Source organism: Sphingosinicella terrae, from assembly GCF_003347635.1.
Taxonomy (GTDB): domain Bacteria; phylum Pseudomonadota; class Alphaproteobacteria; order Sphingomonadales; family Sphingomonadaceae; genus Allosphingosinicella; species Allosphingosinicella terrae.
Genome location: NZ_QDFY01000009.1, coordinates 122278 through 146746, shown reverse-complemented (window position 1 = coordinate 146746; position 24469 = coordinate 122278). Strand labels below are relative to the sequence as shown.

Below are 24469 nucleotides of genomic sequence, written 5' to 3'. Positions count from 1 at the left end.
GTCAGATCTGCATCCGCATGATTTCGGAATAGGCGTTCACCACCCGGTCGCGGACGGCGACGACGGTGTCGAGCGCGGTCTCGGCCGCGCCGATCGCGGTGACGACGTCGATGAGGTCGCCCTGTCCGGCGACCTGCATCGCGCTGGCCGATTCGGCGGCGCGCAGGCTCTGCGCGGTGTCACCGATCAGGCCCTGGACCATATTGCCGAAGTCGGGACCGTCGGCAGGCGGAGCGCCGGCCGGGGGACGGAGACCGGTGCCGCCGGCGATGCCGGCAGTGCCGATGGCGCGGCCATAAGCCGACGCGGCGTCGAGAGCGCCGATGGACATGGGATTTTCCTTTGGCTTTAGATTGATATGTCGCGATCTTCGAGTCGTCAGACGCCTTCGTCCGACTGCAAATCGCTCTGAACGAGAAGGATTATTTGAGCAGGTCGATGGTTCGCATCGTCATGCTCTTCGCCGCCTCGATCGCGTTGAGATTGGCTTCGTAGGAGCGCTGCGCGGCGCGCATGTCCGCGGTCTCGATGAGGCTGCTCACGTTCGGCCGCTCGACATAGCCGTCGGCGTCCGCGGCCGGGTGCCCCGGCTGGTAGACGCGCTGGAACGCGCTATTGTCGGTGGTGATCGCCCGCACCTGCACGCCGCGCGCGCCCTGGGGATCGTCCAGATTGGGCTGGAAGGTGACGACGCGGCGGCGATAGGGATCGCCGCCCGGCGTCGTCGCGACCGAGTCCGCGTTGGCGAGATTCTCCGAGATCACCCGCATCCGCAGCGACTGGGCGCGCAGGCCCGAGGCCGAGATATCCAGGGAGCTTCTGAGGTCCATGATCGTCTCCAGGCGGCGAAGCGGCCGCACTTCCGATCTTATAGGCAGAATTTGCCTAGTGCCGGCCGGTTGCCCTGAAAATTATTCCTATAAGTCCTCCAGAAGGAGGCGCCGCTTGTGCTCGATAATGTCCCCGTTGAAATGTCGATCGTGCTTGGTTCGACCCATCTGCCGATCCGCCAGCTGCTCAAGATGGGCCGCGGCGCGCTGATCCCGCTCGACTGCGGCTATGACGATCCGACCGAGCTCTACGTCAACGACCAGCTGGTCGCCCGCGGCAAGATCCAGGTGACCGGCGACCGCATGTCGCTCGAGATCGCCGAAGTCGTCCGGCGGAGCCGCTGAGCATGGACTTCCTGACCCTCCTGCGCACCCTGGGCGGCCTCGGCGCCGTCCTCGGCATGCTGGCCTTCGCCCTCTGGGCCGTGCGCCGGTTCGACATCCGGCTCCCCGGGCGCGTCGCCGCCGGCGGCGCCGGACGCCGTCTCCAGCTGATCGAACGCACCAGCCTCGATTCACGCCGCTCCGTCGCCCTGCTGCGCCGCGACGGCCGCGAGCATCTCATCCTGCTGTCGCCGGAAGGCAATCTCGTCCTCGAGACGAGCATCGTCAGGGACGAGGTCGACGCGGCGGCGGAAGAAGAACGGCTCCGCGCCGAAGCGGAAGCGATGGCACTCTCCAAGGCAGAGATGGAGGCGCTTCGCGAATCCTTCAGCGCCTTCGTCGATCGCACCCGCTCCGGCGTGCGCGACAAGGCCGTGGGCGCCGTCAGCGCGGCCGGATCGATGCTGCGCATCGTCCAGGCCGAGCCGGAGTCGCCGCCGCCGAGCTTCAACAGCCTGGTCGAGCGCAGCCGGGACGATGCGGTTCCCGTCGCGGCCCAGACGGCCTCCCCGGCGCCGGCGCCGCGGCCCCCGCTGAGCGCGGCCCTCCTCCCGCCGCTGGCGGCGGCAGCGCAACGGACCGGTGCGCATGCCCGGGCGGCCATCGTCCGGCTGCGAGCGACGCTTGCGCCGGCGGCAGCGGCCGTCGCGGAAGCGATCGGCAGGATCCGGCAGGCGATCGAAGCGCGGCTGGCGCAGGCCAAGGAGGCCAAGCAGACCAGATCGGCAACGAGTGCGGTCGCCGTCGCCGCGCCTGCCAGCCCCGCCGGCGTGCCGGCCAAGCCGGTTGCCCCCCGCACCAAGAAGAAGGCCAGCGTCCAGCCGGCCCGCACCCCGGCGCGGCGCAAAGCCACGGCCAGCCGTCGTGGCTAGGCTCCTGCGCACCCTCGCGGTGACCGCCGCCTTGGCCATGCCGGCGGCGGCCCTCGCCCAGACGACGTCGATCAACCTGGGGGACGGATCGGTCAGCGGCCGCGCCATCCAGCTCGTTTTGCTGCTGACCGTGCTGTCGCTGGCGCCCGGCATCCTGATGACGGTCACCTGCTTCACGCGCATCGTCGTCGCCCTCTCGCTGCTGCGGACCGGCATCGGCGCCCCCGGCGTGCCGCCGAATCCCGTCCTGATCAGCCTCGCCTTGTTCCTGTCCTTCTTCGTGATGGCGCCGACCTTCCAGCAGGCCTGGACCGACGGCGTGAAGCCCTACAATGAAGGGCGGATCAGCGAGGAGCGCGCCTTCGAGCGGACGGCCGAGCCGTTCCGCGTGTTCATGCTCAGCCAGGTTCGCGACGACGACCTGCGCCTGTTCAACGAGCTGTCGTCGAGCCCGCCGGCGCCGCGCGCGCAGACGCCGCTGGCGACCCTCGTCCCCGCCTTCATGATCTCCGAGCTGCGCCGCGCCTTCGAGATCGGGTTCCTGCTGCTGCTGCCCTTCCTGGTCATCGACCTCGCGGTATCGGCGGTGCTGATGGCGATGGGCATGATGATGCTGCCGCCACCGACGATCTCGCTGCCGATGAAGATCATCTTCTTCGTCCTGGTCGACGGCTGGGCGCTGGTGGCCGGGTCGCTGGTGCGAAGCTTCACCGGATAGCGCGGGCCCTCGCTTTCCTGACCGACGCGCAGGAGCGGCCGCCGGGAAACCGGCGGCCGCTTCGATTCATGGTGGTGCGTCATCGCAGAAGGGTCGCGGGCCAGAGACGGCAGAGCGCGCCGATGCCGACCGGTCAGCGTGTGAAGAAGTCCCTTCCCGTCATCCTGGCGGAAGCCAAGGTCTCTTTTTCCTCATCCGGACAGACTGTCCGCCAGCCTGCAAGGCATTGAGATCCCATGCCGGGATGACGGGAGAGTTTCATGGATTGCCGTCACAGCCGAGACGGGAGCTGGACCACTCGCGGCGAAGGTTCCCTACACGCGCCCGCGCCGGATTCAGCGAGCGGCCGCCGCCGGGGCGCCGCCGCGGCCGCGGTCGACGAGCCACTCCGCCAGGCAATCGAAGGACAAGGGCTCGTAGAAGGCGATGCCGGCTTCGTCGCCGCGGATCCAGCGCACTGCGCCGCTCTTGAGCGGCAGGCCGGGCACGATGAGGCTCAGCCGCTCCTCGATCCTCGGCCGGAAGGGAAGACGCACCCGTGCGCCGCCCTGCGAAAGGTCGATGAGGGCCGCCTCGTGGATGCCGTCGCCGTCCTGCACCTCGATCGCCAGCTCGACCAGCACACGCGGCCCGCGGGGATGGGGCGCGCGGACCAGGCGGCTCACCGGCGCCGGGTGCAGCAGGCGCTCGACGTCGATGGCGCCGTCCGAGGCGATGCCGGCCAGCGACCCCCGGCTCCAGACCACCTTCCCGGCGATCGCGGAGAGGCCGCGAAGCTCAACGCCGACGGCGTCGCCAACGGCGAGGGGTATCCGTGTCTCGATCTGCATGCCGGTCGCGGAGATGTTGCGGACGCGGCAGAGTCCTTCCTCGGCCCGGGTGACGAGCTTTCCCGTGATCAGCAGCGTCACCGCGCGCGGCGCGCGCGGCGGAAAGGGCGCAGGTCGCAGCGTCGGATCGGGCGGCGGATCGTCGGTCAAGGTCCTTCCTCCTTTCGGCTTCGCGCGCGCGGATCGCGCCGCGAGGCCGCGAAAATCATGCCGGATTCGCCTGGGTGATGGCGGCGCGATGGACGATTCCCGGCCCGAAGGCCTCCGGCGCCGCGGCCATGACGACGTTCCTGAACAGGCCGATATCGGGGAGCATGCCGTCCGGACCGCTGGCCAGCGGCGTGCGGAAGGTCCTCAGGTTGATCGCATGGAGGAGGAGCGGGAGGCGCGCGGCGACCTGCTCCGCCTGGTCCTCGTCGACCTCCAGCTGGACCTCGAAGCGATAATAGCCGGCGAGACGGCCGTCAGGGAGGACGAGCGGCGCGAGCACCGGCCCGGTGGGAACGAACGCCTTGCCCGTCTCCACGGCGTGCGCCGACGCCGCCGCGGGAGCGGGGCCGAGGAGCAGTCCGGTGACGAACGCGGCGCCGCTGCCGACGCCGGCGCCGGCGGCGAGAACGAGGAGGATGGCGAGGAGCCTTCTCATGGCATCAGAACCTGAAGCTGACGTCGCTGGGCAGGGCCGACGGCTCGGCGAGCAGGACGATGGTGATCCGCCGGTTCTCCGGCCGCTCGGGCTGATCGGGATAGACCAGGCGGGAGGAGCCCAAGGCGACCACCTCGGTAAACCGATCTTGGGGGAGGCCGGAGGCGATCATCGCCGAGCGGGCGGCGAGTGCGCGCTCGCCCGAGAGACGCCAATTGGCGTCGGACTGACCACCGACGCCGTCGGTATGGCCCTCGACCGCCACCTGCACGCCCGACCGGGCCACCTTGCGGGCGAGCTCGGCGAGGATGGCCCTGGCATAAGGGTTGAGATCGGCGGTGCCGGGGCGGAACATGGAGCGGTTCGCCGAGTCCATGATGTTGACCCGGACGCCGTTGCGCGACGGATCGACCCGGACGGTGTCGCGCCGGGCTTCGTTCTGCGGAACCGCATCGAGCGCGATCCTGAGCTCCTGCGCGAGCACGCGCATCGACGCGTCGGGGACATCGGCCGTGCCGCCGCGGGCGCTGCCGGCGGTGGCCGCCTCGGCAGCGGGCTGCCCGTTCGTCGCCGGATCGTTCGACTGGGCGCGCCGGGTCCGTCCGCCGGCACCGGGCGCGTCGCCGGCCCCGTTCGAGGCGGCCGGCGTCGGCGGCGCCGGCGCGAAATGCTCGGCGAGGCCGTGGAGGCGCTCCTCGGGCGTCTCGGAGATCAGCCAGAGCAGCATGAAGAAAGCCATCATCGCGGTGACGAAATCCGCATAGGCGACCTTCCAGTGGCCGCCATGATGGGCAGCCGCCGCCTTGCGCTTCTTGCGGACGATGATGATCGGCCGCTCATTCCCTCCGGCGGGGGTGGACGCCATCTCAGGCCGCCTTCAGCGCCGCGCGCAGGCGGTCCTGGACGAGCGTCAGCCGGACCTGTTCGATCGCCTCGAGCGAGCGGGTGCCGTTGGCGACCCGATCGAGCAGGTCGGCGCTTTCCTGGGCGCGCTGGATGAGCAGATCGAAGGTCTGCAGCTGCTCCGTGTAGGTGATCGCCAGATACTCGTCCGCCGTGAGCACTTCGGCGAGCCCCTCGATCAGCGCGCGGACGTCGCGAATCTCCTCGGCGACCGCGGCGCAGAGAGTGACGGCAAGATGGTCGACCTGGGACATGATCGGAGGGTCCGGTTCAAGAGGGCACGAAATCAGAAGAGCTCGACATCGCCGAGCGGCGGCCGCGGCGCCGGCCGCGGCGGCGCGACCGGAGGCGCATTCGCGACCTGGCGGGAGCGGGCGCGGCCGTCATAAGGCAGGAACTCGACGCGCCGGGCATGGTCGCCGCCAAGATCGACATGGCCGACCGGAATGCCCTCGGTCTCGACGAAGCGCCGCGCGAAGGCGGCGTTCTCGCGACCGATCGGCCCGAGCCCCGCGATCATCGTGGCACCGCCGTAGAGATGGGCACGCAGCCGCTCGCGCGACGCCCCGTGCTTCATCATCTCGTTGATGAGCAGCTCCATGGCGTGGACGCCGTAGCGGACCATGTTGGCCGCGGGCACCGGCCGATCGGGGGACGGCTCGCCGAGCAGGAAGTGGTTCATGCCCCCGACCCGCGCCACCGGGTCCTGCAGGCAAACGGCGACGCACGAGCCGAGCACGGTGGAGACCACCACGTTCGGCTCGGAGACGACGGCCTGCTCGCCCTGCACGATCGAGATCCGCTTCATGGCGAGCTCAAGTCAGCTCGCCGAAGACGCGCTCGATCTTCTCCTTCAGCACGGCCGGCGCGAACGGCTTGACCAGATAGTTGTTGACCCCGAGCGCCGCGGCCTTCTGCACGATCTCGCGGTCCGACGAGCCGGTCAGCATGATGAACACGGTCTTGCCGATGACGGGATCGCCGCGGACCTGCTCGAGCAGCTGGATCCCGTCCATCTCCGGCATGTTGAAGTCGGAGATGATCAGGTGGACCCGGTCGGCGCGGACGGCGGCCAGGGCCTCCGGCCCGCTCGGCTTGTCGCGCACGTCCTTGAACCCGAAGTCCTGCAGCGCGCGGCGGATCATCGCGCGCATGCTGGCCTGGTCGTCGACCACCATAACCTTGATTGCGGATGCAGCTGGCATCAGGCTTCCCTCAAACTCAAGAACGACAGGCCGCGAGGATCGCCTCGGGCATTGCGGATAGACTGAGCTGGCGTTCCACGGCGCCCAGCTCGAAGGCGGCGCGAGGCATCCCGTAGACGACGCAGCTCTCGGCATTCTGGCCCAGGGTGCGGGCGCCGGCGCATCGCATCGCCAGCAGCCCGGCGGCCCCGTCCGCGCCCATCCCGGTGAGGATGACGCCGACGGCTCCCTTCCCGAGCCGGACCATGGAATTGAACAGCACATCGACCGAGGGGCGATGCCCGCCCACCGGATCGGCAGCGCTGAGCCTGATGCGGCGCTGGCCGGGGCTCAGCTCCATGTGCCGCTCGCCTCCAGGTGCAATATAGACGGTTCCCCGCTCGACCGGCGCGCCGTCGCCGGCTTCGACGACGGTGACGGCGCTTTCCGCGTTCAACCGGCCGGCAAAGCCAGTGGTGAAGCCGGCAGGCATGTGCTGGACGATCATCACCGGCGGACAATCGGGCGGCAGCGACGCGATCAGCGAGAAGAGCGCTTCGACGCCGCCGGTGGACGAGCCGATGCCGATGACGACGTCCCGCATCCCCTTCGCCGACGCCGCCATCGGCGCCCGGGCCGGCGCCATCTGATGACGCACCCGGCTGCGCGCCGCCGACTTGACCTTGGTCCGAAGCAGCTCCGCATCGCGCGCCACCTCGAGCGGGTTGCCGGCCGGCTTGGCGATGAAATCGACCGCGCCCAGCCGGAGCGCCTCGATCGTCACCTCGGTGCCGCGCGCGGTGAGCGTCGAGCACATCACCACCGGCATCGGCCGCAGCCGCATGATCTTCTCGAGGAAGGAGAGTCCGTCCATGCCGGGCATCTCGACGTCGAGGGTGACGACGTCGGGGTTGAGATCCTTGATCATCGCCCGCGCCGCGTGCGGCTCCGGGGCGAGGCCGACGACCTCGATCTCGGGATCGGCCGAAAGGATCCGGTTCAAGGCGGCGCGCATGCTGGCGCTGTCGTCGACCACCAGCACCCTGACGGGGGCGGCGGTCATCGGGAAGCCTCCTGGGCATGGGCATAGAGGGTCTGGCCGCACAGGCCGAGCTTCTGCGCGGCCGGGCCGATCAGGCGCTCGGAATGGCCGATATAGAGAAAGCCGCCCGGCGCGAGACGATCGGCCAGGCGCAGCTCCAGCTCGGCCTTCGCCGCATCGTCGAAATAGATCATGACGTTCCGGCAGAAGATCGCATCGTAACGCTGCCTCATCGGCCAAGGCTCGAACAGGTTGAGCGGCCGGGCGGTGACCAGCGCCCGGGCTTCGGGCGCGATCTCGACACCCTGGGGCGACGGCCGCAGCCAGGCGCTGCGATAGGGCTCGGGAATGGCTTCCGCCGCGGCGGCGCCGTAGACGCCGCGCCTCGTCGCCTCGACCATCGGCGTGGAGATGTCGGTGGCGAGGATCCGCACGTCGGCCTGGCGCAGCCACGCCGCCGCGGTGCGGTCGCGCCCGAGCAGGCACATGGCGATCGTGTAGGGCTCCTCGCCGCTGGAGCAGCCGGCCGACCAGATCCGCACCGGCCGGGCGCTGGCGGCCCGCTTCAGCTCGGGCATCAGCGTCTCGCGGAAATGATCGAAGTGGTGCGCCTCGCGGAAGAAATGGGTGTGGTTGGTGGTCAGCGCGACCACCATCGTCGCCCGCTCCTCGGCGTCGTGCTGCACCATCGCGACATAGTCGCGGAAGGTGGCGAGCCGCCGCTCGCGCAGGCGCCGGCTCAGCCGCGAATGGACCAGGGTCCGCTTCGCGTCGCTGAGGTGAATCCGGGCCTCGCGCTGCATGATCGCCGCGATCGCCGCGAACTCGGCGGCGCCGAGCTCGGACTCGCCGGGCGCCTCGCCGGCCGAGGAAGAGGCGGCGGCTTGGCTCACGCCGCGAGCTCCATCTGGCGGATGACGTTCAGCGAATCGAGGTCGAGGAGCAGCACCATCGAGCCGGCCTCGTTGGCGGCATCGTCATGGTCGCGCGCGCCGACCTGGACGAGGCCGGCGATCACCCCCGGCTCGTCGATCTCGATCTCCGGTGCCGGCTGGATCTCGCTCCCCTTGATGAGCACGATGTCGGCGACCTCGTCGACGAGGAAGCCGGCCTGCTTGCCGCCGATGCTGACGACCAGGATGCAGGAGCGCGCATGCGGCACGCTCGGCTCCCAGCCCAGGCGCTCCGCCAGCCCGACGATCGGGATGACGGTGCCGCGCAGATTGGCGACGCCCTTGATATAGGCCGGGACCTTGGGCAGCGGCGTCGGCGCTTCCCATTCGCGGATTTCAATGAGGGTCCGCATGTCGATGCCGAACATGCGGTCGCCCAGGGAGAAGGTGACGATCTTGCGTTCGCCGCTGTCGGTCGCGCTCATGCTGCCAGTCCTTTGAGATTGTGCTTGGAGGTGGGAGAGGACGCCGACACGATCGCCTCGACGTCGAGGATGAGCGCGATCGAGCCGTCGCCGAGGATGGTGGCGCCGCCGAGACCGCGGATCGGGTGGAGATTCTGGTCGAGGCTCTTGAGCACCACCTCGCGGCGGTCGTCGATCGTGTCGACCATCAGGCCGACCAGCCCCGCCGTGTCGCTCTCGACGACGATGACCAGGCAATCCTCCGGCCGGTGCTCGAGTCCGCGGCCGAGGCCGAAGAAGTCGGTCAGCCGCCGGACCGGCAGGTAGGAGCCGCGCAGCTCGATCACCTCGCTGGTCGGCGTCGCCCGCTGGACCTGGCCCGGCTCGGGACGTACCGATTCGACCACGCTCGCCAGCGGAAGGACGTAGCGCTGGCCGGCCAGCCGCACGACCATGCCGTCGAGAATGGCCAGGGTCAGCGGCAGGATCATGGTGAAGGCGGTGCCTTCGCCCGGCACGGAGCTGATCTCGACCCGGCCGCCGAGCGCCTCGACGTTGGAGCGGACCACGTCCATGCCGACGCCGCGGCCGGAGATGTTCGAGATGGTCTCGGCCGTCGAGAAGCCGGGCGCGCAGATCAGCTGGTCGATCTCCTCGTCGGAAAGCTGGGCGTCGGGCGCGACGATGCCCTTCTCGATCGCCTTGGCCTTGACGCGGGCGCGGTCGATGCCGCGGCCATTGTCGCTGACCCGAACCAGGATGCGGGCGCCCTTCTGCTCGGCCGAGACGTGGACGATGCCCTCGGCCGGCTTGCCCTTGGCGATCCGTTCTTCCGGCGGCTCGATGCCGTGATCGACCGCGTTGCGGATCATGTGGGTGAGCGGATCGCCGATCTTCTCGATGACGCTCTTGTCGACCTCGGTGGTCTCGCCGGCGACGTCGAGCACGACCTGCTTTCCGGTTTCCGCCGAAAGATCGCGAAGCATCCTCGGCACCCGCGAGAAGGCCTGCTTGATCGGCTGCGCGCGCAGCGACATGACGCTGTCCTGGATCTGCCGGGTCAGGCGCGAGAGCTGAGGCAGCTCGACCCTTTCCTGGTCGGCCGGGGACAGCCGGTCGGCGAGGATCGAGCCGCGGATGACGAGCTCGCCGACCAGATTGAGCAGCTGGTCGAGCTTGCTGAGATCGACGCGGATGGTCTGCGAGGGCTGGTCCGATGCGCGCTCGGAGCGCTCTCCGGCCGGGGCGGCGGGCGTCGGCTCGATCGCCGGGGCGGGCGCCGGCACGGGCGCGGGCGGCGCCTCGGCGACCGGCGGCGCATGGACGGTGATGATCTCCTCCGCGACCAACGCGAGCGGCGCCGGCTCCGGAAGGGCCGGCTCGATCCGGACCGCCGGCGCGGCGGCCTCGGTGCGCACGATCTCGATCAGCGAGTCGGGCGCCACGAAATCGAAGCATTCGGCAATCTCGGTCTCGGCGACCGATCCGGGGACCGAGAGCGTCCAGACGAAATAGCTGTTCTCCGGGTCGAGATCGCGCAGGTCCGGCAGCGACGAGCCATCGACCCGTTCGACGCGTCCGCCGAGCCGCTCGAGCTCGCGGATGACGAGGATCGGCTCGCCGCCATTGGCGAGGGCCTCGCGCGACGGCCCGAAGCGAACGGTCCAGTCGGACGGATCGAGCTCGACGACCTCGTCGAGCGACACCGCGACCGGCTCGAAGCCGAACGGATCGAACTCCTCGACCGCCGCGGCGACCGGGACGAAACCGAACTCGTCGCCGTCCGGGACCGCCGCCGACGGGGCGGCCGGTGACGTGGCCGGGGCCGGGGGCGGGGCAGCGGCAGCCGGCGGCGCCGAGGCGCCGGCGCCCTTGTTGGCCAGGAGGTCGTCGAGCGCGCCCAGCACGGACTCATCGGCAGGCGGCGCGGACTGCTCGCGCGCCGCGGCGACATGGTCCGACAGGATGTCGAACGCGCCGAGCATCACCTTGACGACTTCGGCCGTCGGCGGGATCGCCCCGGCACGCACCTCGTCCAGCACGTTCTCGAAGCGGTGCGAGAAGGTGAGCAAGGCGGTGTGGCCGAAAGCGCCGGAGCCGCCCTTGATCGAGTGGACGGCCCGGAACACGCCGGCGATGACCTCGGCCGAGGCATCGCCCGCGGCCATTTCGGACAGGCCTGCCTCGGCCGTCGCGAGGCCTTCGACGCACTCTTCGAAGAAGATCGCCTGGATTTCGTCGAGTTCGTCGCTCACGGGCACACCCGGCGGATCGCCGCCCCCAGCTTGGCCGGATCGAACGGCTTGGTGATCCATCCGGTGGCGCCGGCCGAGCGGGCGCGCGCCTTCTTGTCGTCGGAGAATTCGGTCGACAGGACGAGGATCGGCGTGCCGCGGAACCGCGGCATCGCCCGCACCGCCTCGATCAGCTCGAAGCCGTCCATGTTCGGCATGTTGATGTCGGTGATCAGCAGGTCGGGCTCGACCTCCTGCATGCGCTCCAGGCCGTGGACGCCGTCATTGGCGCTCTCTATCCTGAAGCCCTGGGCGGTGAGCGACGCCTTCAGGAGCATTCGCATGCTCGCCGAATCGTCGACGGTGAGGATGAGCTTGCTCACGTTACTGATCCTTTTCGGTCTGTATTCCGAGCGTCTGGCCAAGCCCGCAAAGGCTCACGCGCTCGATGAAGGCTGGGCTCGGGCTGACGATCTCGAAAGGCAGCGAGGCGCGCTCGGCCTCGGCTCGCGCGGCGACGAGCAGCTGCAGGACGGCTTGGCCGAGGCTCTCCACCTGCGAGGCATCGATACGAAGCGCGCGGTCGAGATCGGCGGCAAGGACGAGGCCGACGCGAAGATCCTCCGCGGTCACGGTGCCGGCCTGGGCGGGCAGCGTCACCTTGTGGTCGTCCGGAAGGGCGTCAGGCTGGGAGGGCATTGAGTTCATCCTTGGCCTCGTCGAGGGCGCTCTCGAGTTGCTGGAAGGTGGGGGCGTGGAGCGAAGGCGTCATGCGGCGCGCTATCTCCACCGCCACCTGGGTAGGGACGCCCTGCGCGTAGGCGACGATCGCCGTCTTCGCGATGTGGAAGGGGCCGCTGTCGGCCTCGACGACGCCGAGCAGCTTGCTCGCGATCGGGCCGACCACGCAGTAGGAAAGGAGCACGCCGAGGAAGGTGCCGACGAGGGCGCCGCCGATCATCGCGCCGAGGATCTCGGTCGGCTGGTCGATCGATCCCATCGTCTTGATCACGCCGAGCACGGCGGCGACGATCCCGATCGCGGGAAGGCCGTCGGCCATGACCTGGAGCGCGTGCTGCGGGGCGAGCTCCTCGTGATGGTGGCGCTCGATATCGGACTCCATCGCCTCGGCCAGCTGGTGCGGGTCCTCGAAGTTGACGGTCATCATCCGCAGATAGTCGCAGACGAACTCGACCAGGTGATGGTCGGCGAGGATGCGCGGGTAGCGCGAGAAGATCGGGCTTTCGGCGGGATCGTCGAGATGCTTCTCGATCGCGGTGGCGCCGCCTTTCTTGAAGGTCGCGAGCAGCGCGAACAGCAAGGTCAGGAGATCGCGATAATCGTCGTCCTTCCAGCGCGCGCCCTTGAAGGCCTGAACGATTCCCCGACCGGCCTTCTTCACCGTCGGCAGCGAGTTGCCGACGACGAACGCGCCGATGGCGGCGCCGGCGATCGCCATCATCTCGTGCGGGAGCGCATGGAGAACGATCTCCATATTGCCGCCGGCGAGGATGAAGCTGCCGAAGACGCAGCCGAATATGACGATGAATCCGATAGCGTTTATCATGGGGGTTCCGGCAGCCCGACCGTCGGGACAATTCAGTTATAGGAAGAATTTGGGGGGCGGCGTTGCGACCCGCACAGTTTTCCGCAGGGCATCCGCGCCTGCTCCATCGCGTCCGATCCGACGCTCGGCCGACGGTTCGGGAAGGCCGGGAGGCGCCGATATGACCGCCAAGGCCGCGGGTTTCGGAAAATCGTCTAGAATGAGGGAAAAGCCAGGAGCCTTGATCGATGTCGCTCACCGCTTACCAACGCGTCAGGACCATCGCCGAAAACCCCCGCGCGACCGAGTATCGCCTCGTCGGACAGATTACCGGCGAGATGATCGCCGCACGGGACAGCGGCCTCAAGGGCGCCGCGCTGATGCCGATCCTCCATCGCAACCGCGAGATGTGGAGCACCTTCTCCACCGATTGCGGCAGTCCCGGAAACGCGCTCGCGCCCTCGCTGCGGGCGAGCATCATCTCGCTCGCTTTGTGGGTCGACCGTTTCACCAGCGACGTCGTCGCCGGGCGCGAGTCGATCGAAGATCTGATCGGCGTCAATCGCCTGATCATCGAGGGGCTGGCGCCGGAGACGATGGCGGCCTGAGCCGCCCGAACGCGACAATGATTGCCGCGCCCCGGCCGGCCGCCTAAACCGGGAAGACGTGAAGAAGGATGTCCTTCCCCGGACGGCCAGGGCGGCGGGCGCCAGGACGCGATTGCTGATCTGGCTGTTCGCGCTGTTCGTCATCGCGGTGAGCTGGGCGGCGCCGCTCCAGCGGCTCCGGGAGGACCGGAACGAGATCGTCGCCGCCGCGGTCAGGGAGAATCAGAACCGGGCGACGCTCCTCGAGCAATATGTCGCGCGCACGCTCGAAGCGGCCGACATCGCCACCCTGCACATCGCCGAACGCTATCGTTCCGGCGATCCAGCCCTGCGGGGGACACCGGAACGCCCCGCCACGATCCGCGGCCCGGTGGCTGCCAATCACGCCTTTCTCGGCCTCAGCATCGCCAATGCCGACGGCGATATCATCGCCTCGACGATGGGGCCGAGAGTCGCGGGCCGCAATGTCCGCAACCATGAGGCGTTTCGCGCGCATCTCGGCCGCGACACGGGCAGGCTCCATGTCAGCCGCCCCGCGGCGTCGCGGACCTACGGCCAGGAGATCATCTGGCTGACCCGGCGGCTCAACGCAGGCGACGGCGCGTTCGCCGGGGTGGTCGCGATCAACATCGAGCCGCAGCAGCTGATCGGGTTTCACGCAGCGGTGTCGACGCGGCCGCGGGACGTCGTCTCGGTGATCGGCCTCGACGGCGTGACACGCGCCCGGCGCACCGGCGACATCTTCAGCTCCGGCGAGGACCTCGCCAACGGGCTGGTCATGCGCCGGCAGCGGGCGGATCCGGACGGGACCTATCTCGGCCCCAGCGCCCTCGACGGACTGGTACGTTATTTCAGCCATCGCCGGCTGGACGATTATCCGCTCTTCGCCACCTACGGCGTGATGGAGCAGGACGTGCTCGCGCCGGTGACCGAGCGCCGGCGCTACGTCATCGCCGGCTCGATCCTCGTCACCCTGGTGACGCTCACCTTCGTCTTCGGGCTGCTGTCGCTGCTCCGTCGCACCGAAGAGCGCGCGACCCAGCTCGCCTCCGCCAATCAGCGGCTCAGCGAGGCGCAGCGCATCGGCCAGATCGGCGACTGGGCGTTCAGCCTCGCCGACGGGAAGCTCAGCTGGTCGCCTCAACTCTACGAGACCTATCGGCGCGACCCCGCCGACGGCCCGCCGACCATGGACCAGTTCAAGTCCTGGCTTGACGAGGAATCGCGCGCGGCCATCGACGAGGCGATCGCCGCCGCGGTCGAGACCGGCGAAGCGCAATCCTACGCGCTCGGAGTGCTTCTCCCGGATGGGTCCGAGAGCCACCGGCTCATCGCAGCGCTGCCGACGCGAGACGCGGACGGCCGCGTCGTCGGACTCCATGGCACCGATCAGGACGTCACCGCGCGCCGGGAGCTCGACCGTCTGCAGGTGGAGGTCTCCCACCTGTCGCGGCTCGCCGCGATGAACGCGATGGCGGCGACGCTGGCCCACGAGTTGAACCAGCCGCTCGCCGCCGCCTCCAACTATATCGTCGGAAGCCGCCGCCTGCTCGCCGCGGGCGGGCCGCAGGCGGCCCAGGCGGCGGTGGGAATGCTCGCAGCCCAGGAGCAGGTCCAGTTCGCCGGGGAGATCATCCGGCGCGTCCGGGCGATGGTGTCGAACGAGCCGAAATCGATGAGCCCCGCCGCCATGGCCAGGGTGATCGACGACGCCATCGCCCTCGGCATCCCCGCGCGCGAGCGGGAGACCCTGGACGTCGTCACCGGGATCGCCCCCGACGCCCGCTTCATGCTCGGCGACCCGGTCCAGATCCAGCAGGTCCTTCTGAACCTCATCCGCAACGCGGTCGAGGCGGCGGCCGCCGCGGACCGACCGAGAGTGGCGCTGAGCGTCAGCCGATATGACGACGCGCATCTGCTCGTCACCGTCGAGGACAATGGCGAGGGCCTGCGCGAGATCGGCGCCCCCCTGTTCACCGCCTTCGTCTCCGACAAGATCACTGGAATGGGCCTCGGCCTTTCCATCTCCCGCACGATCATCGAGTCGCATGGCGGCCGCATCTGGGCCGAGAGCCTGCCCGAGGGCGGCGCGCGCTTCAGCTTCACGGTGCCGGCCGCGGATCTTGAGGGCGAGTAGCGCCCGGGCGGGAACGGCGCCGGCCTCCCGCGCCCCAAACCGGGTTCCGATCCGTCCATTCTCCGCTTAAGGGACGCCCGGACCCGGGAGAAAGCATGACGAATTCACGAAATGGCGAGCGCACCCGCTCGGCGCTGCGGCATTTTCTCGCCAGCGAGGCCGCCGGCGGGATCCTGCTGATCGCCGCCGCCGCCCTGGCGATGATCGTCGCCAATAGCGGGCTGGGTTCGGCCTACCACCATCTCCTCGAAGCACCGATCGGACCCGCTCTCTCGGCCCATCATGGGCCCACCAGCCTGCATTTCTGGATCAACGACGGTCTCATGGCGGTCTTCTTCCTGTTCGTCGGCCTCGAGATAAAGCGCGAGTTCGTCGACGGCCGCCTCTCGACCTGGAAGCAGCGCCGGCTCCCGGTCGTCGCTGCCGCGGCGGGGATGATCTTTCCGGCGCTCATCTATCTGCTGGTGACCGCGAACCAGCCGGAGCTGCAGAACGGGTGGGCAATCCCCGCCGCGACCGACATCGCCTTCGCGATCGGCGTGCTGGCGCTGCTCGGCCGCCGGGCACCGACTTCGCTCAAGCTGTTCCTCACCACCGTGGCGATCGTCGACGACATGGGCGCCGTCGCCATCATCGCCCTCGCCTACACGCCCTCGATCGACAGCCTCGCCCTCGGCGCCGCCGCGGCGATCCTGTTCGTCATGTACGTCATGGGCAAGAGCGGCGTCGGCCGGCTCTGGATCTACCTCATCTTCGCCGCGGCCTTGTGGTATGCCGTGCTGCTCTCCGGCGTTCATGCGACCATCGCGGGCGTGCTCGCGGCCATGACCATCCCGGTGATCAAGACCCCCGGAGCGCCCGATGCGCCCGAATCGCCCCTCCACCGACTGGAGCATGCGATCGCGCCCTGGGTCGCCTTCCTGATCGTGCCGCTTTTCGGCTTCGCCAATGCCGGCGTGTCGCTCGCCGCGCTGGGCGCCGAGGCGATCGTGGCGCCGCTGCCGCTCGGCGTCGCCCTCGGTCTCTTCCTCGGCAAGCAGGTCGGCATCTTCGGAGCCGTCTGGCTCGCGGTCCGGCTCGGCTTCGCCGGCCGCCTGAGCGGTGCCACCTGGCTCCAGATCTTCGGGGTCTCGATCATGTGCGGGATCGGATTCACGATGAGCCTGTTCATCGGTTCGCTCGCCTTCCCCGGCCAGCCTTTGCTCATCGAGGAGGCCAAGATCGGGATCCTGATGGGATCGCTCCTCTCGGCGCTGGTCGGCTATGCCGTCATCCGGTTCGCCCCGGCGCACCCGGACCAGAAGGCGCAGGAAGCCCGGATCGGGCGCGAGATCGAGTCGGATGGCGATGCCGAGTCCATCGAATGCGGCCCATCTCCCGGCGACCCCCGCCCAAGGCTTTGACCAGCCAAGCGAAATGCGCCCCGCCTCGTCGTTACCACTGGCGCTCGACGCCCGGCCGCATTAAACCCGGCCGGGGGAAAGGCGGAGCGTTGCGGGGCATCCTAACAGGCACGGCGGTGGCGGTGATGATGGCGGCGTCGATTCCGGCGCGCGCCCAGGCGCCGCTGCCCGCTCCCAGCGGTCGCCCGCTCGACATCGATTTCGCCGCCGATCCGGTGCTGCAGCTGCGCCGCGACCAGAGCGAGTTCGAAGCTTTCCGAATGCTGATCGCCGGCGCGGTCGAGCGGCATCCCGGCACGGCCGAGGCCGCGGCTACCGAGGACGAGGCGGTGGCCGCGATGAGCGAGGCGCGGGCGACCGGGCGGCCGACCCTCGACCTCACGGTCACCTCCTACCGCGTCCTGTCTCGCGAATTCTCGAACGATCCGGGAAACCTCATCGAGCGGTCGCGGCCGGAGCAGAGGACCGACGCGATCGTCGCGGCCCAGCAGACCGTCTTCGACTTCGGCGCCACCCAGCGGCGAATCTCCGCGGCGGGTGCACGCCTTCGGGCGGCCGGCGCCGAGCTCGAGGCCAGCGCCGATCGCATCGCCCTCAACGCGATCGGCGCCTGGTACGACGTGTTCGGCTATCGCGCGCTGGTCGCGCTCACCGAAGCCTTCGTCGCCAGCCAGCAGGAGCTTCGCGAGGCGGTCCAGATCCGGATCCGCGACGGCGTGTCGGCCGAAGGCGACCTGCCACGGATCGATTCCTACATCGCCCAGGCCCAGACCCGGCTGGCCCGTTTCCGCCGGCTCGCCGCGGGCGCCGAGGCGCGCTTCACCGAGCTGACCGGGATGGAACCCCCGGCCGGGCTCGAGCGGGCGCCGGCGCCGGTGACGCCGGAGCAGAGCCGCGATGAGGCCGCCTTGGCCTCGGCCGACGCACCGGCGGTCCGCACCGCCGAAGCGCTCGCCGATGCGACCCGGCAGGAAGCGCGGGCCGTGCGCGCCGACACGCTTCCCCAGTTCAGCGCCGGCGTCGATGCCGGCCGCTACGGCGTCTTCGAGAACGAGCGCGACTACGATGTGCGCGGCCGCGTCGCGATGCGCTGGCGGCTGTTCGGCACCGGCGACGCCCGCGCGGATCAGGCCCATGCGCGGGCGCGCGCCGCCGATGCGCGGGCGACGCGGATCGCCGAGGAAGCCGCCCGCGACGCCGCCATCGCCTGGTCGGACGTGCGGGCGCTGGAGGCGCAGCTCGCTGCGCTCGAGGAAGCCTATATCGCCAGCCGCCAGTCGCGCGACGTCATCGCCGAGCGCTTCCTTGCCGCGCGCGGCACCTTGTTCGACGTGGTCGCCGCCGAGGATTCCTATTTCGAGTCAGCGACGACCTATATCCAGGCGCTGTCCGAGTTGGACGCCGCTCGCTATGTGCTGCTATCCCGGACCGGGCGTCTGCTCGACGTGCTGAGGATCGACGCCGACCGGTTGAGAGGTGAAGGTGAGCGCTGACAATCTCGTCAAGGTGCCACGGCCTCGGCTGGCCGAATGGCTGATGGAGCCGATGCGGCGCAACCGCTCGACCTATTGGAAGGTCGCGGTGGCGGCGGTGTTCATCAACATCTTCGCGCTGCTGACCGCTTTGTTCACGATGACGGTGTACGACCGCGTCGTTCCCAACAACGCCATGTCCTCGCTGGTCGCGCTGTCGATCGGGCTCGGCATCGTCATCATCTTCGATTTCATCCTGAAGCTGCTGCGCGCCTATTTCGTCGACCTCGCCGGCGCCAGCATCGACCGCGACATCGGCGAGGAGGTGTTCGGCCGGCTGCTCGCGATCCGGCTCGAGCTGAAGAAGGGATCGACCGGAGCGCTCGCCAGCCTGATGCGCGAGCTCGAGGCGCTGCGCGACTTCTTCGCCTCGGCGACGCTGACCGCGGTCGTCGACGTCCCCTTCATCTTTCTCACCCTCCTCGTCGTCTGGCTCATCGGCGGTCCGGTCGTGCTGGTCCCGGCGCTGATGGTGCCGCTGGTCATCCTGATCGGCTGGCTGACCCATCCGGCGCTCGAGCGCCTGTCCGCCCGGTCGCTCGGCGAGGGCATGCTCAAGCAGTCGGTGCTGGTCGAGGCGATCGGCGGACTCGAGACGGTGAAAACCGCCGGCGCAGCACCCTTGCTGTCGCGGCGCTGGCTCAAGGCGGTGGAGCAGCACTCGGACAGCTCGCTGCGCCAGCGCATGGTCTCCTCGATCGGGGTCACCTTCGCCACCTCGGCGGGAACCATCTCCTACGCGGGCGTCGTCATCGTCGGCGTCAATCTGATCGCCGAGCAGGAGCTGACGATGGGCGGGCTGATCGCCTGCTCGATCCTGGCCGGACGCGCCATCGCCCCCCTCGCCCAGATCTCGCAGCTGCTGTCGCGGCTCACCTCGACACGGACCGCCTATCGCCAGCTCAATCAGATGATGGAGCTGCCGCCTGAGGGCCCTGAAGGAGAGCCGCTCAAGCTGTCCCGCATCGATGGCAAGATCGAGCTGCGCAACGTCGGGTTCCGCTATCCCGGCGCGCCCGAGCGGGCGCTCGACGAGGTCAGCTTCTCGATCGAGCCGGGGGAGCATGTCGCTTTGCTCGGCCGGGTCGGATCGGGCAAGTCGACCATCGCGCGGATCATCCTCGGCCTCTATCCCCCCGAGGAAGGCCTGATCCTCATCGACGGCACCGACATTCGCCAGCTCGCTCCGGCCGACCTCAGGAACGCCATCGGCGCGGCGATGCAGGAGAGCGTGCTGCTCACCGGGTCGGTCCGCGAGAATATCGTGCTCGACCGGCCCCAGGTCGACGATGCCGAGATGCTCCGGGTCACAGAGATTTCCGGCACCCACCAGTTCATGGGCCAGATCGCCAACGGCTACGACCTCAAGCTCGCCGATCGCGGCGAAGGCCTGTCCGGCGGCCAGCGGCAATCGATCGCGATCGCCCGGGCGCTCGCCGGCCGGCCGCCGATCGTCATCATGGACGAGCCCTCCAGCGCGATGGACGCGCAGACCGAGACCGCCCTCATCCAGCGCCTCCAGGAGGAGCTCAGGGGCCGCACCCTGATCATGATCACGCACCGACCGCCGCTGCTCCAGCTGGTCCAGCGCATCATCCTGCTCGACAAGGGCAAGGTGGTCGCGGACGGGCCCCGCGACGCGGTGCTCCAGAAGATCATGCGTCCCAAGGCGGCCTGAGGACAAGATGCACGGCACCCCCCATATCGAGGATCTGACCGATCGGATCAGGCCCCGCGCCGCCTCGACCGTGCTGCTCTGGGTGATCACGGGCTTCATCCTGCTCTTCTTCATCTGGGCCTATTTCGCCGAGCTCGAGCGCACCGTGCGCGGCATGGGCCGGGTCATTCCGAGCTCCCAGCTCCAGATCGTCTCCAACCTGGAAGGCGGCATCGTCGAGAACATCCTCGTCCGCCAGGGGCAGCAGGTGCGCGCCGGCGACCCGCTCATCCGGCTGGACCCGACCCAGTCCGGCGCCGAGTTCGGCAGCGGCGAGGCGACGCTCGCCGCCCTTTCCGCCAAGATCGCGCGGCTGTCGGCGGAAATACAGGGGCGCGAGCCGGTCTATCCGGCGGCATCGAACCCTGCCGTCGCCGAGCAGATCCGGATCGAGCAGGCGCTGCACGCCTCGCGAATGGCCGACCTTGCCAGCATGACCGCGGCCGCGCAGGCCCGGCTGACGCAGGCCGAGCGCGCCGTCGCCGAGGCCCAGGCCACCTACCAGGCCCGCATTGCCGCCCGCGAGGCGAGGCAATCGGAAGCGGACATCCTGCGGCCGCTGGTGGAGCGCGGGATCGAGCCCAGGCTGAGCCTCGCCCAGGCCGAGAGCGCCGCGGCAGTGGCGACCAGCGAGGCCGAAGCGGCCGCCGCGTCGATCGCACGCACGACGGCGGGCGTCGCCGAGGCACGTTCGACGCTCGCCCAGCTGCGCCAGGAATGGCGCGCCCAGGCGGCGAACGAGCTCGCCACCGCCCAGGCGGAGCTGGCCGCGCGCCGGCGGACGCTGCCGGCGCTCGCCGATCGGGTCGACCGCACCGTGGTTCGGGCGCCGCTCGCCGGGCTGGTCAACCGCGTGCTGGTGACGACCCGCGGCGGCACCGTCGGTCCCGGCGCGCCGCTGGTCGAGATCGTGCCTTCGGAGGAGAGCCTGCTCGTCGAGGCCCGGATCACCCCGCAGGACATCGCCTTCGTCAGCCTGGGCCAGCCGGCCCGGGTGGCGATCACCGCATACGACCGGGCCATTTACGGCGTCCTTGAAGGCAATGTCGTCGCGATGTCGCCCGATGCGGTCACCGAGGAGCGCACCGGCGAGACCTATTATGTCGTGCGCGTGCGCACGGCGGCCAACGCGATCCGCGACACGCGCGGCAATCCGATGCCGATCGGACCCGGCATGGTGGCCGAAGTCGACCTGCTCGGCGACCCGCGCACCGTCCTCCAATATATCCTTTCCCCGATCACCCGCCTCAGCGAAACCGCCTTGAGGGAGCGGTGAGCGAGGCGCGCCGCGCTCCGGCGCCGGCGGACACCGCTTCCAGCGAGGCTGCGGAAGCGCGGGTGCAGGTAGGCGGGTTCGTCGCCGAGGCACGGGCGACGATGACGCCACAGGGCCTGCTGGCGATCGGCGGCCTGGTCGGCGCGATCCTGCTCTCGGTCGCCGTGCTGGTCCGCGCCGCCAGGCGCTAGATTCCTTCCAGGACCGCGCTGCGCCGAATGCCTAGACCTTCGCCGTCAGCGGAAGAGACAGGTCAGCCCGGCCCACAAGGCGGAGACGGGCGCATCGGGCGCGGCCGATCCGAACAGTCCGCCGAGATCGCCCGAACGGAATTCGGTTCCCAGCGACGATGGCTCGACCTCGAGCGTGCGGCTCGCCTCCGCCTGGCCGCGGGCTGTGCCGATGCCGATGCCGTCGGCGGTGGAAAGTCCGCGCTCCCCCACGAACCAGCCGCGAAAACTCTCCTCCTCGAACAGGCCGGTGAAGCCGTTCGCCCATTCGACATGGAGGATCGGGCCGGCGCCGCATTCCTCGTTGACCGCCTGCTCGCTCGGCTGTGCGCCGAAAGCGCGGCCGAGCGCCTCGACCGCCTGAGCCTGCGGAGTGCCGAACGCGAGCAGGCGCGCGGCGCCGCTATCGGCGTCGACCAACCGCACCCCTTCCGGATCCAGCGTCACCAGGGTTGCCGCGGACGGTGCGCGCAGCGCCGGATCCGGGCTCCCGGTCGCGGCATCGCCGGCTTGCGCGACATTCGACGCGGCGCCGGCCGGAGCGGGGACATTGTCCGCATCGCCGGCACCGCAGCCGGCCACCAGCATCAACACCGCCGCCGCCGCAATTCCACGCATGCTCATCCTCCCAAGCCGGTTTCGGTCCGGCTTCGCGCGCATTAGCAGCCGGCGCCCCAGAAGCGACAATTCGCGACCATTTCTCCCCCGCGTTGACATTCGCCTGCGACAGGCCGGGTCCAATTAGAGGACACCCGCCGATGAGCGGGCGGCACGAAGGAGTTCAGTTCATGCGTAAGATCGTCATTTCCGCCCTGGTCGCCACCGCCGCGCTGTCGAGCGTCCCCGCTTCGGCGCAGGCCTGGCGCGGTCCGGCCCCGGTGCAGCGCCAGCTCCAGAACGACATCAACCAGCTCGAGCGGCGCATCGACAATGCCGCCGCCCGCCGGACCATCTCCCAGCGCGAGGCGGCGGGCCTGCGGCGGGAGGCGGGGCAGCTGCAGCGGCTCTATGCCCGCTTCAGCCGCAACGGTCTCGACCGGCGCGAGGTCGCCCAGCTCCAGCGCGGGGTCGGCCAGCTCCAGCAGCGGCTCCGGGTCGAGCGGCGCGACGTCGACCGTCGTCGCGGCTGAGCCAAGCTTTAGGCCGACAAGGGAAAGGGCGCCGATCGGCGCCCTTTTCGTTCTGCGCGCCCGTCGCGCGGCGATGGTGGACAGGGCTGGATTCGAACCAGCGTACGGGAAACCCGGGCAGATTTACAGTCTGCTGCCTTTAACCACTCGGCCACCTGTCCGTGGGAGCGCCATATAGGAAGGCGGCCCAATTGGCGGAAGGGGCGGCCCGTGTCAACGCCGTGCAAGACGGCGATTTCTCCCGTTTCAGTAAGGCGACGGCGCCGCCCAGCGGCCATGCCGGCGATAGAGGGGCAGCCAGCCTTCGGCGACCGCGGCGAGCGGCTGCGGGTTGATGCCGAAGGCCTCGAACCCGGGCTGGTTGCCGCTGGGAACATTGTCCTTCTGCAGCATCAGCCACTGGTCCCAGGTGATCGGCGCGCCCGGAAGCCAGCCGAACAGCCGCGCCATCAGCCGGCCGAGCCCGTCCGGAACGTCGAGGATCGGCTTGGAGCCGCGGCCGGTCGCCTGGCAGAGCCAGTGGTTGATCTCGCGCATCGACAGCGGGTTCGGTCCGCCGAGCTCGTAGGTCCGGCCGCGATGCGCCTCCGGCTCGACCGCCGCGGCAGCGATCGCTCGACCGAGATCGCCGGCATAGACCGGCTGCAGCTTCCAGGCGCCGCGGATAACCGGAAGGACCGGGAGCATCCGTGCCATTCCCGCGAAGCGGTTCACGAAATCGTCCTCGGGGCCGAACACGATCGACGGACGTACCACGACGGCGTCGGGAAAGGCGGCGCGGACCGCCAGCTCGCCCTCGCTTTTGGTGCGCCCGTATTCGGATTCGCTCTCGGGATCGGCGCCGATTGCCGAAACCTGGACGAGCGTGCGGGCCCCGGTCGCGGCGGCGGCCTCGGCCACGTTGCGGGCGCCGGCGACATGGATCCCCTGGAAGTCGCCCTTGAGGGTGCCGACCAGGTTGATCACCGCTTCGGCACCATCGACGGCGCGCGCGACCGTCTCCGGCCGGCGGATGTCGGCATCGACGAACTGGATCATGCCGAGCCCGGTGAGCGGGCGCAGGAAATAGGCGTTGCGGGTGTCACGTTCGGCGACGCGGACGCGCATGCCGGCCTTGAACAGATGCTGGGCCACGTAGCGGCCGATGAAGCCGCCGCCGCCGAACAGGGTGACCAGCCGGTCCGTCTTTGCCGTCATCTTCGAACGCCTTGGCTAGCGGGCCCGACGCCGCTGCGAGCCCTGGGGTGCGCCGTCCCCTTGGCGAGTTGCGGCGGCCTTGGCAAGCCGATGCGGCGGCGCGTTGACAAGCGCTTCACGGCCTCCTACCTCGCGCCTCCTACCCCGTGCCCAGGTGGCGGAATTGGTAGACGCACCAGCTTCAGGTGCTGGCGCTCGCAAGGGCGTGGAGGTTCGAGTCCTCTCCTGGGCACCAGACACCCCATTTCAGGGTGTCCCACCACCTCCCTCATGAGCTTGAAAAAATGGCAGTTTTCTGCCATAAATTCGCTCACGAGGTCCCATCCGATTCCACCCTGTCCATCCGACTTGTTGGTATCGTTGTTGGTATCTCAGGTGCCAGCAAACGGGAGATACCAACATGGCTCTCAGCGCGATGGAGGTGCGGAGCGCAAAGGGCCGCGACCGACCCTACTACAGGTCTCGGACTCGAGTGGGCTCTACCTGTTCACAGTGCTCCAGCGCACTGGCCTGTCCCGTTCGACCCTCTACCGCAAGATCCAGAACGGGACGTTCCCGCGACATATCGCCATCAGCACCCGCTGTGCCGGCTGGCGCGAATCCGCCGTCGACGGATGGATGAAGAACCCGATGTTCTACCGCACAGACTAAGCCATAGCCTGCTCCGGGGTGGGCGAAGGGCCGATCACCGAT

General features: G+C 69.5%; 29 protein-coding genes and 2 tRNA genes. 13 read left to right on the top strand and 18 right to left on the bottom strand.

Annotated features, from left to right (window positions below; translation table 11 throughout):
- Position 1 precedes the first annotated feature (1 nt).
- The gene (fliE, locus tag DDE10_RS16950) at positions 2 to 331 is read right to left on the bottom strand and encodes a flagellar hook-basal body complex protein FliE (RefSeq protein WP_114953972.1); all 330 of its coding nucleotides are present in this window, start codon (positions 329 to 331) and stop codon (positions 2 to 4) included.
- A 91-nt stretch (positions 332 to 422) separates the two neighbouring features.
- On the bottom strand, positions 423 to 830 hold the full coding sequence (flgC, locus tag DDE10_RS16945) for a flagellar basal body rod protein FlgC (protein ID WP_114953971.1): 408 nt from the start codon (positions 828 to 830) through the stop codon (positions 423 to 425).
- 117 nt (positions 831 to 947) lie between these two features.
- Between flgC and DDE10_RS16940 the strand changes: the two genes are divergently transcribed.
- The 3 genes from DDE10_RS16940 to fliP are packed head-to-tail and all read left to right on the top strand — an operon-like array spanning position 948 to position 2804.
- Positions 948 to 1175 carry a FliM/FliN family flagellar motor switch protein gene (locus tag DDE10_RS16940; RefSeq protein WP_284734723.1) on the top strand — a complete coding sequence of 76 codons (228 nt, stop codon included), beginning with the start codon at positions 948 to 950 and terminating at the stop codon, positions 1173 to 1175.
- A 2-nt stretch (positions 1176 to 1177) separates the two neighbouring features.
- Complete coding sequence (locus DDE10_RS16935; protein ID WP_114953969.1) at positions 1178 to 2086, top strand: flagellar biosynthetic protein FliO; 909 nt, start codon at positions 1178 to 1180, stop codon at positions 2084 to 2086.
- Between the two features lie 37 nt (positions 2087 to 2123).
- Positions 2124 to 2804, top strand: a complete 681-nt coding sequence (gene fliP / locus DDE10_RS16930) for a flagellar type III secretion system pore protein FliP (protein WP_114953989.1) — start codon at positions 2124 to 2126, stop codon at positions 2802 to 2804.
- A gap of 335 nt (positions 2805 to 3139) precedes the next feature.
- Here the strand turns inward: fliP and DDE10_RS16925 are convergent, their stop codons facing one another.
- From DDE10_RS16925 to motA, 13 genes are read right to left on the bottom strand one after another with little or no spacing between them, the layout of a single operon-like run.
- Positions 3140 to 3784 carry a PilZ domain-containing protein gene (locus DDE10_RS16925; RefSeq protein ID WP_114953968.1) on the bottom strand — a complete coding sequence of 215 codons (645 nt, stop codon included), beginning with the start codon at positions 3782 to 3784 and terminating at the stop codon, positions 3140 to 3142.
- A gap of 55 nt (positions 3785 to 3839) precedes the next feature.
- Positions 3840 to 4280 (bottom strand): hypothetical protein, encoded by a 441-nt coding sequence (locus tag DDE10_RS16920; RefSeq protein ID WP_114953967.1) that lies wholly within the window; start codon positions 4278 to 4280, stop codon positions 3840 to 3842.
- 4 nt (positions 4281 to 4284) lie between these two features.
- Positions 4285 to 5145 (bottom strand): flagellar motor protein MotB, encoded by an 861-nt coding sequence (locus tag DDE10_RS16915; protein WP_114953966.1) that lies wholly within the window; start codon positions 5143 to 5145, stop codon positions 4285 to 4287.
- 1 nt (position 5146) lies between these two features.
- Entirely contained in the window at positions 5147 to 5437 is a 291-nt protein-coding gene (locus DDE10_RS16910) for a hypothetical protein (protein ID WP_114953965.1), read from the bottom strand.
- A gap of 32 nt (positions 5438 to 5469) precedes the next feature.
- A complete protein-coding gene (locus tag DDE10_RS16905; RefSeq protein ID WP_114953964.1) occupies positions 5470 to 5991 on the bottom strand; it encodes a chemotaxis protein CheD in 522 nt (173 codons plus the stop codon).
- Positions 5992 to 5998: 7 nt separating this feature from the next.
- On the bottom strand, positions 5999 to 6388 hold the full coding sequence (locus DDE10_RS16900; protein ID WP_284734722.1) for a response regulator: 390 nt from the start codon (positions 6386 to 6388) through the stop codon (positions 5999 to 6001).
- A gap of 16 nt (positions 6389 to 6404) precedes the next feature.
- The gene (locus tag DDE10_RS16895; RefSeq protein WP_114953962.1) at positions 6405 to 7430 is read right to left on the bottom strand and encodes a protein-glutamate methylesterase/protein-glutamine glutaminase; all 1026 of its coding nucleotides are present in this window, start codon (positions 7428 to 7430) and stop codon (positions 6405 to 6407) included.
- Positions 7427 to 8302, bottom strand: a complete 876-nt coding sequence (locus DDE10_RS16890) for a CheR family methyltransferase (protein WP_114953961.1) — start codon at positions 8300 to 8302, stop codon at positions 7427 to 7429. Before DDE10_RS16890 ends, DDE10_RS16895 begins: the two co-directional genes overlap by 4 nt.
- Positions 8299 to 8787, bottom strand: a complete 489-nt coding sequence (locus DDE10_RS16885; protein ID WP_114953960.1) for a chemotaxis protein CheW — start codon at positions 8785 to 8787, stop codon at positions 8299 to 8301. Before DDE10_RS16885 ends, DDE10_RS16890 begins: the two co-directional genes overlap by 4 nt.
- Positions 8784 to 11021: a chemotaxis protein CheA gene (locus DDE10_RS16880; RefSeq protein WP_114953988.1), complete on the bottom strand. Its 2238-nt coding sequence runs from the start codon at positions 11019 to 11021 to the stop codon at positions 8784 to 8786. The genes DDE10_RS16885 and DDE10_RS16880 overlap by 4 nt, the downstream gene beginning before the upstream one ends.
- Entirely contained in the window at positions 11018 to 11383 is a 366-nt protein-coding gene (locus tag DDE10_RS16875; RefSeq protein WP_114953959.1) for a response regulator, read from the bottom strand. Before DDE10_RS16875 ends, DDE10_RS16880 begins: the two co-directional genes overlap by 4 nt.
- Before the next feature lies 1 nt (position 11384).
- Positions 11385 to 11699 (bottom strand): STAS domain-containing protein, encoded by a 315-nt coding sequence (locus tag DDE10_RS16870; RefSeq protein WP_114953958.1) that lies wholly within the window; start codon positions 11697 to 11699, stop codon positions 11385 to 11387.
- Positions 11683 to 12567 (bottom strand): flagellar motor stator protein MotA, encoded by an 885-nt coding sequence (gene motA, locus DDE10_RS16865; protein WP_114953957.1) that lies wholly within the window; start codon positions 12565 to 12567, stop codon positions 11683 to 11685. The genes DDE10_RS16870 and motA overlap by 17 nt, the downstream gene beginning before the upstream one ends.
- Positions 12568 to 12794: 227 nt before the next feature.
- Here motA and DDE10_RS16860 point away from each other — a divergent pair, with 227 nt between their 5' ends.
- From DDE10_RS16860 to DDE10_RS16830, 7 genes are all read left to right on the top strand, one after another.
- A complete protein-coding gene (locus tag DDE10_RS16860; protein ID WP_114953956.1) occupies positions 12795 to 13154 on the top strand; it encodes a flagellar biosynthesis regulator FlaF in 360 nt (119 codons plus the stop codon).
- Between the two features lie 58 nt (positions 13155 to 13212).
- Complete coding sequence (locus DDE10_RS16855) at positions 13213 to 15291, top strand: ATP-binding protein (protein ID WP_114953955.1); 2079 nt, start codon at positions 13213 to 13215, stop codon at positions 15289 to 15291.
- A 95-nt stretch (positions 15292 to 15386) separates the two neighbouring features.
- Positions 15387 to 16694: a Na+/H+ antiporter NhaA gene (gene nhaA, locus DDE10_RS16850; protein WP_114953954.1), complete on the top strand. Its 1308-nt coding sequence runs from the start codon at positions 15387 to 15389 to the stop codon at positions 16692 to 16694.
- An 89-nt stretch (positions 16695 to 16783) separates the two neighbouring features.
- Positions 16784 to 18187, top strand: a complete 1404-nt coding sequence (locus DDE10_RS16845; RefSeq protein WP_162806692.1) for a TolC family protein — start codon at positions 16784 to 16786, stop codon at positions 18185 to 18187.
- Complete coding sequence (locus tag DDE10_RS16840) at positions 18177 to 19904, top strand: type I secretion system permease/ATPase (RefSeq protein ID WP_284734721.1); 1728 nt, start codon at positions 18177 to 18179, stop codon at positions 19902 to 19904. The genes DDE10_RS16845 and DDE10_RS16840 overlap by 11 nt, the downstream gene beginning before the upstream one ends.
- A 7-nt stretch (positions 19905 to 19911) precedes the next feature.
- Positions 19912 to 21219 carry an HlyD family type I secretion periplasmic adaptor subunit gene (locus DDE10_RS16835; protein ID WP_114953952.1) on the top strand — a complete coding sequence of 436 codons (1308 nt, stop codon included), beginning with the start codon at positions 19912 to 19914 and terminating at the stop codon, positions 21217 to 21219.
- A complete protein-coding gene (locus DDE10_RS16830) occupies positions 21216 to 21410 on the top strand; it encodes a hypothetical protein (RefSeq protein WP_114953951.1) in 195 nt (64 codons plus the stop codon). The genes DDE10_RS16835 and DDE10_RS16830 overlap by 4 nt, the downstream gene beginning before the upstream one ends.
- A gap of 45 nt (positions 21411 to 21455) precedes the next feature.
- Here DDE10_RS16830 and DDE10_RS16825 read toward each other — a convergent pair whose 3' ends face one another.
- Complete coding sequence (locus tag DDE10_RS16825) at positions 21456 to 22067, bottom strand: hypothetical protein (protein ID WP_114953950.1); 612 nt, start codon at positions 22065 to 22067, stop codon at positions 21456 to 21458.
- 170 nt (positions 22068 to 22237) lie between these two features.
- Between DDE10_RS16825 and DDE10_RS16820 the strand changes: the two genes are divergently transcribed.
- Positions 22238 to 22579 (top strand): hypothetical protein, encoded by a 342-nt coding sequence (locus DDE10_RS16820; protein WP_284734720.1) that lies wholly within the window; start codon positions 22238 to 22240, stop codon positions 22577 to 22579.
- Positions 22580 to 22653: 74 nt separating this feature from the next.
- Here DDE10_RS16820 and DDE10_RS16815 read toward each other — a convergent pair.
- Positions 22654 to 22740: transfer RNA gene (locus DDE10_RS16815), tRNA-Tyr, on the bottom strand.
- Positions 22741 to 22825: 85 nt separating this feature from the next.
- Entirely contained in the window at positions 22826 to 23776 is a 951-nt protein-coding gene (locus DDE10_RS16810) for a complex I NDUFA9 subunit family protein (protein ID WP_114953948.1), read from the bottom strand.
- Between the two features lie 148 nt (positions 23777 to 23924).
- Here DDE10_RS16810 and DDE10_RS16805 point away from each other — a divergent pair.
- Together DDE10_RS16805 and DDE10_RS24105 are read left to right on the top strand one after the other, a co-directional pair.
- Positions 23925 to 24011 (top strand) — tRNA-Leu (locus DDE10_RS16805).
- Between the two features lie 35 nt (positions 24012 to 24046).
- Positions 24047 to 24427, top strand: a complete 381-nt coding sequence (locus DDE10_RS24105) for a helix-turn-helix transcriptional regulator (RefSeq protein WP_114953947.1) — start codon at positions 24047 to 24049, stop codon at positions 24425 to 24427.
- The last annotated feature ends 42 nt before the right edge of the window (positions 24428 to 24469 follow it).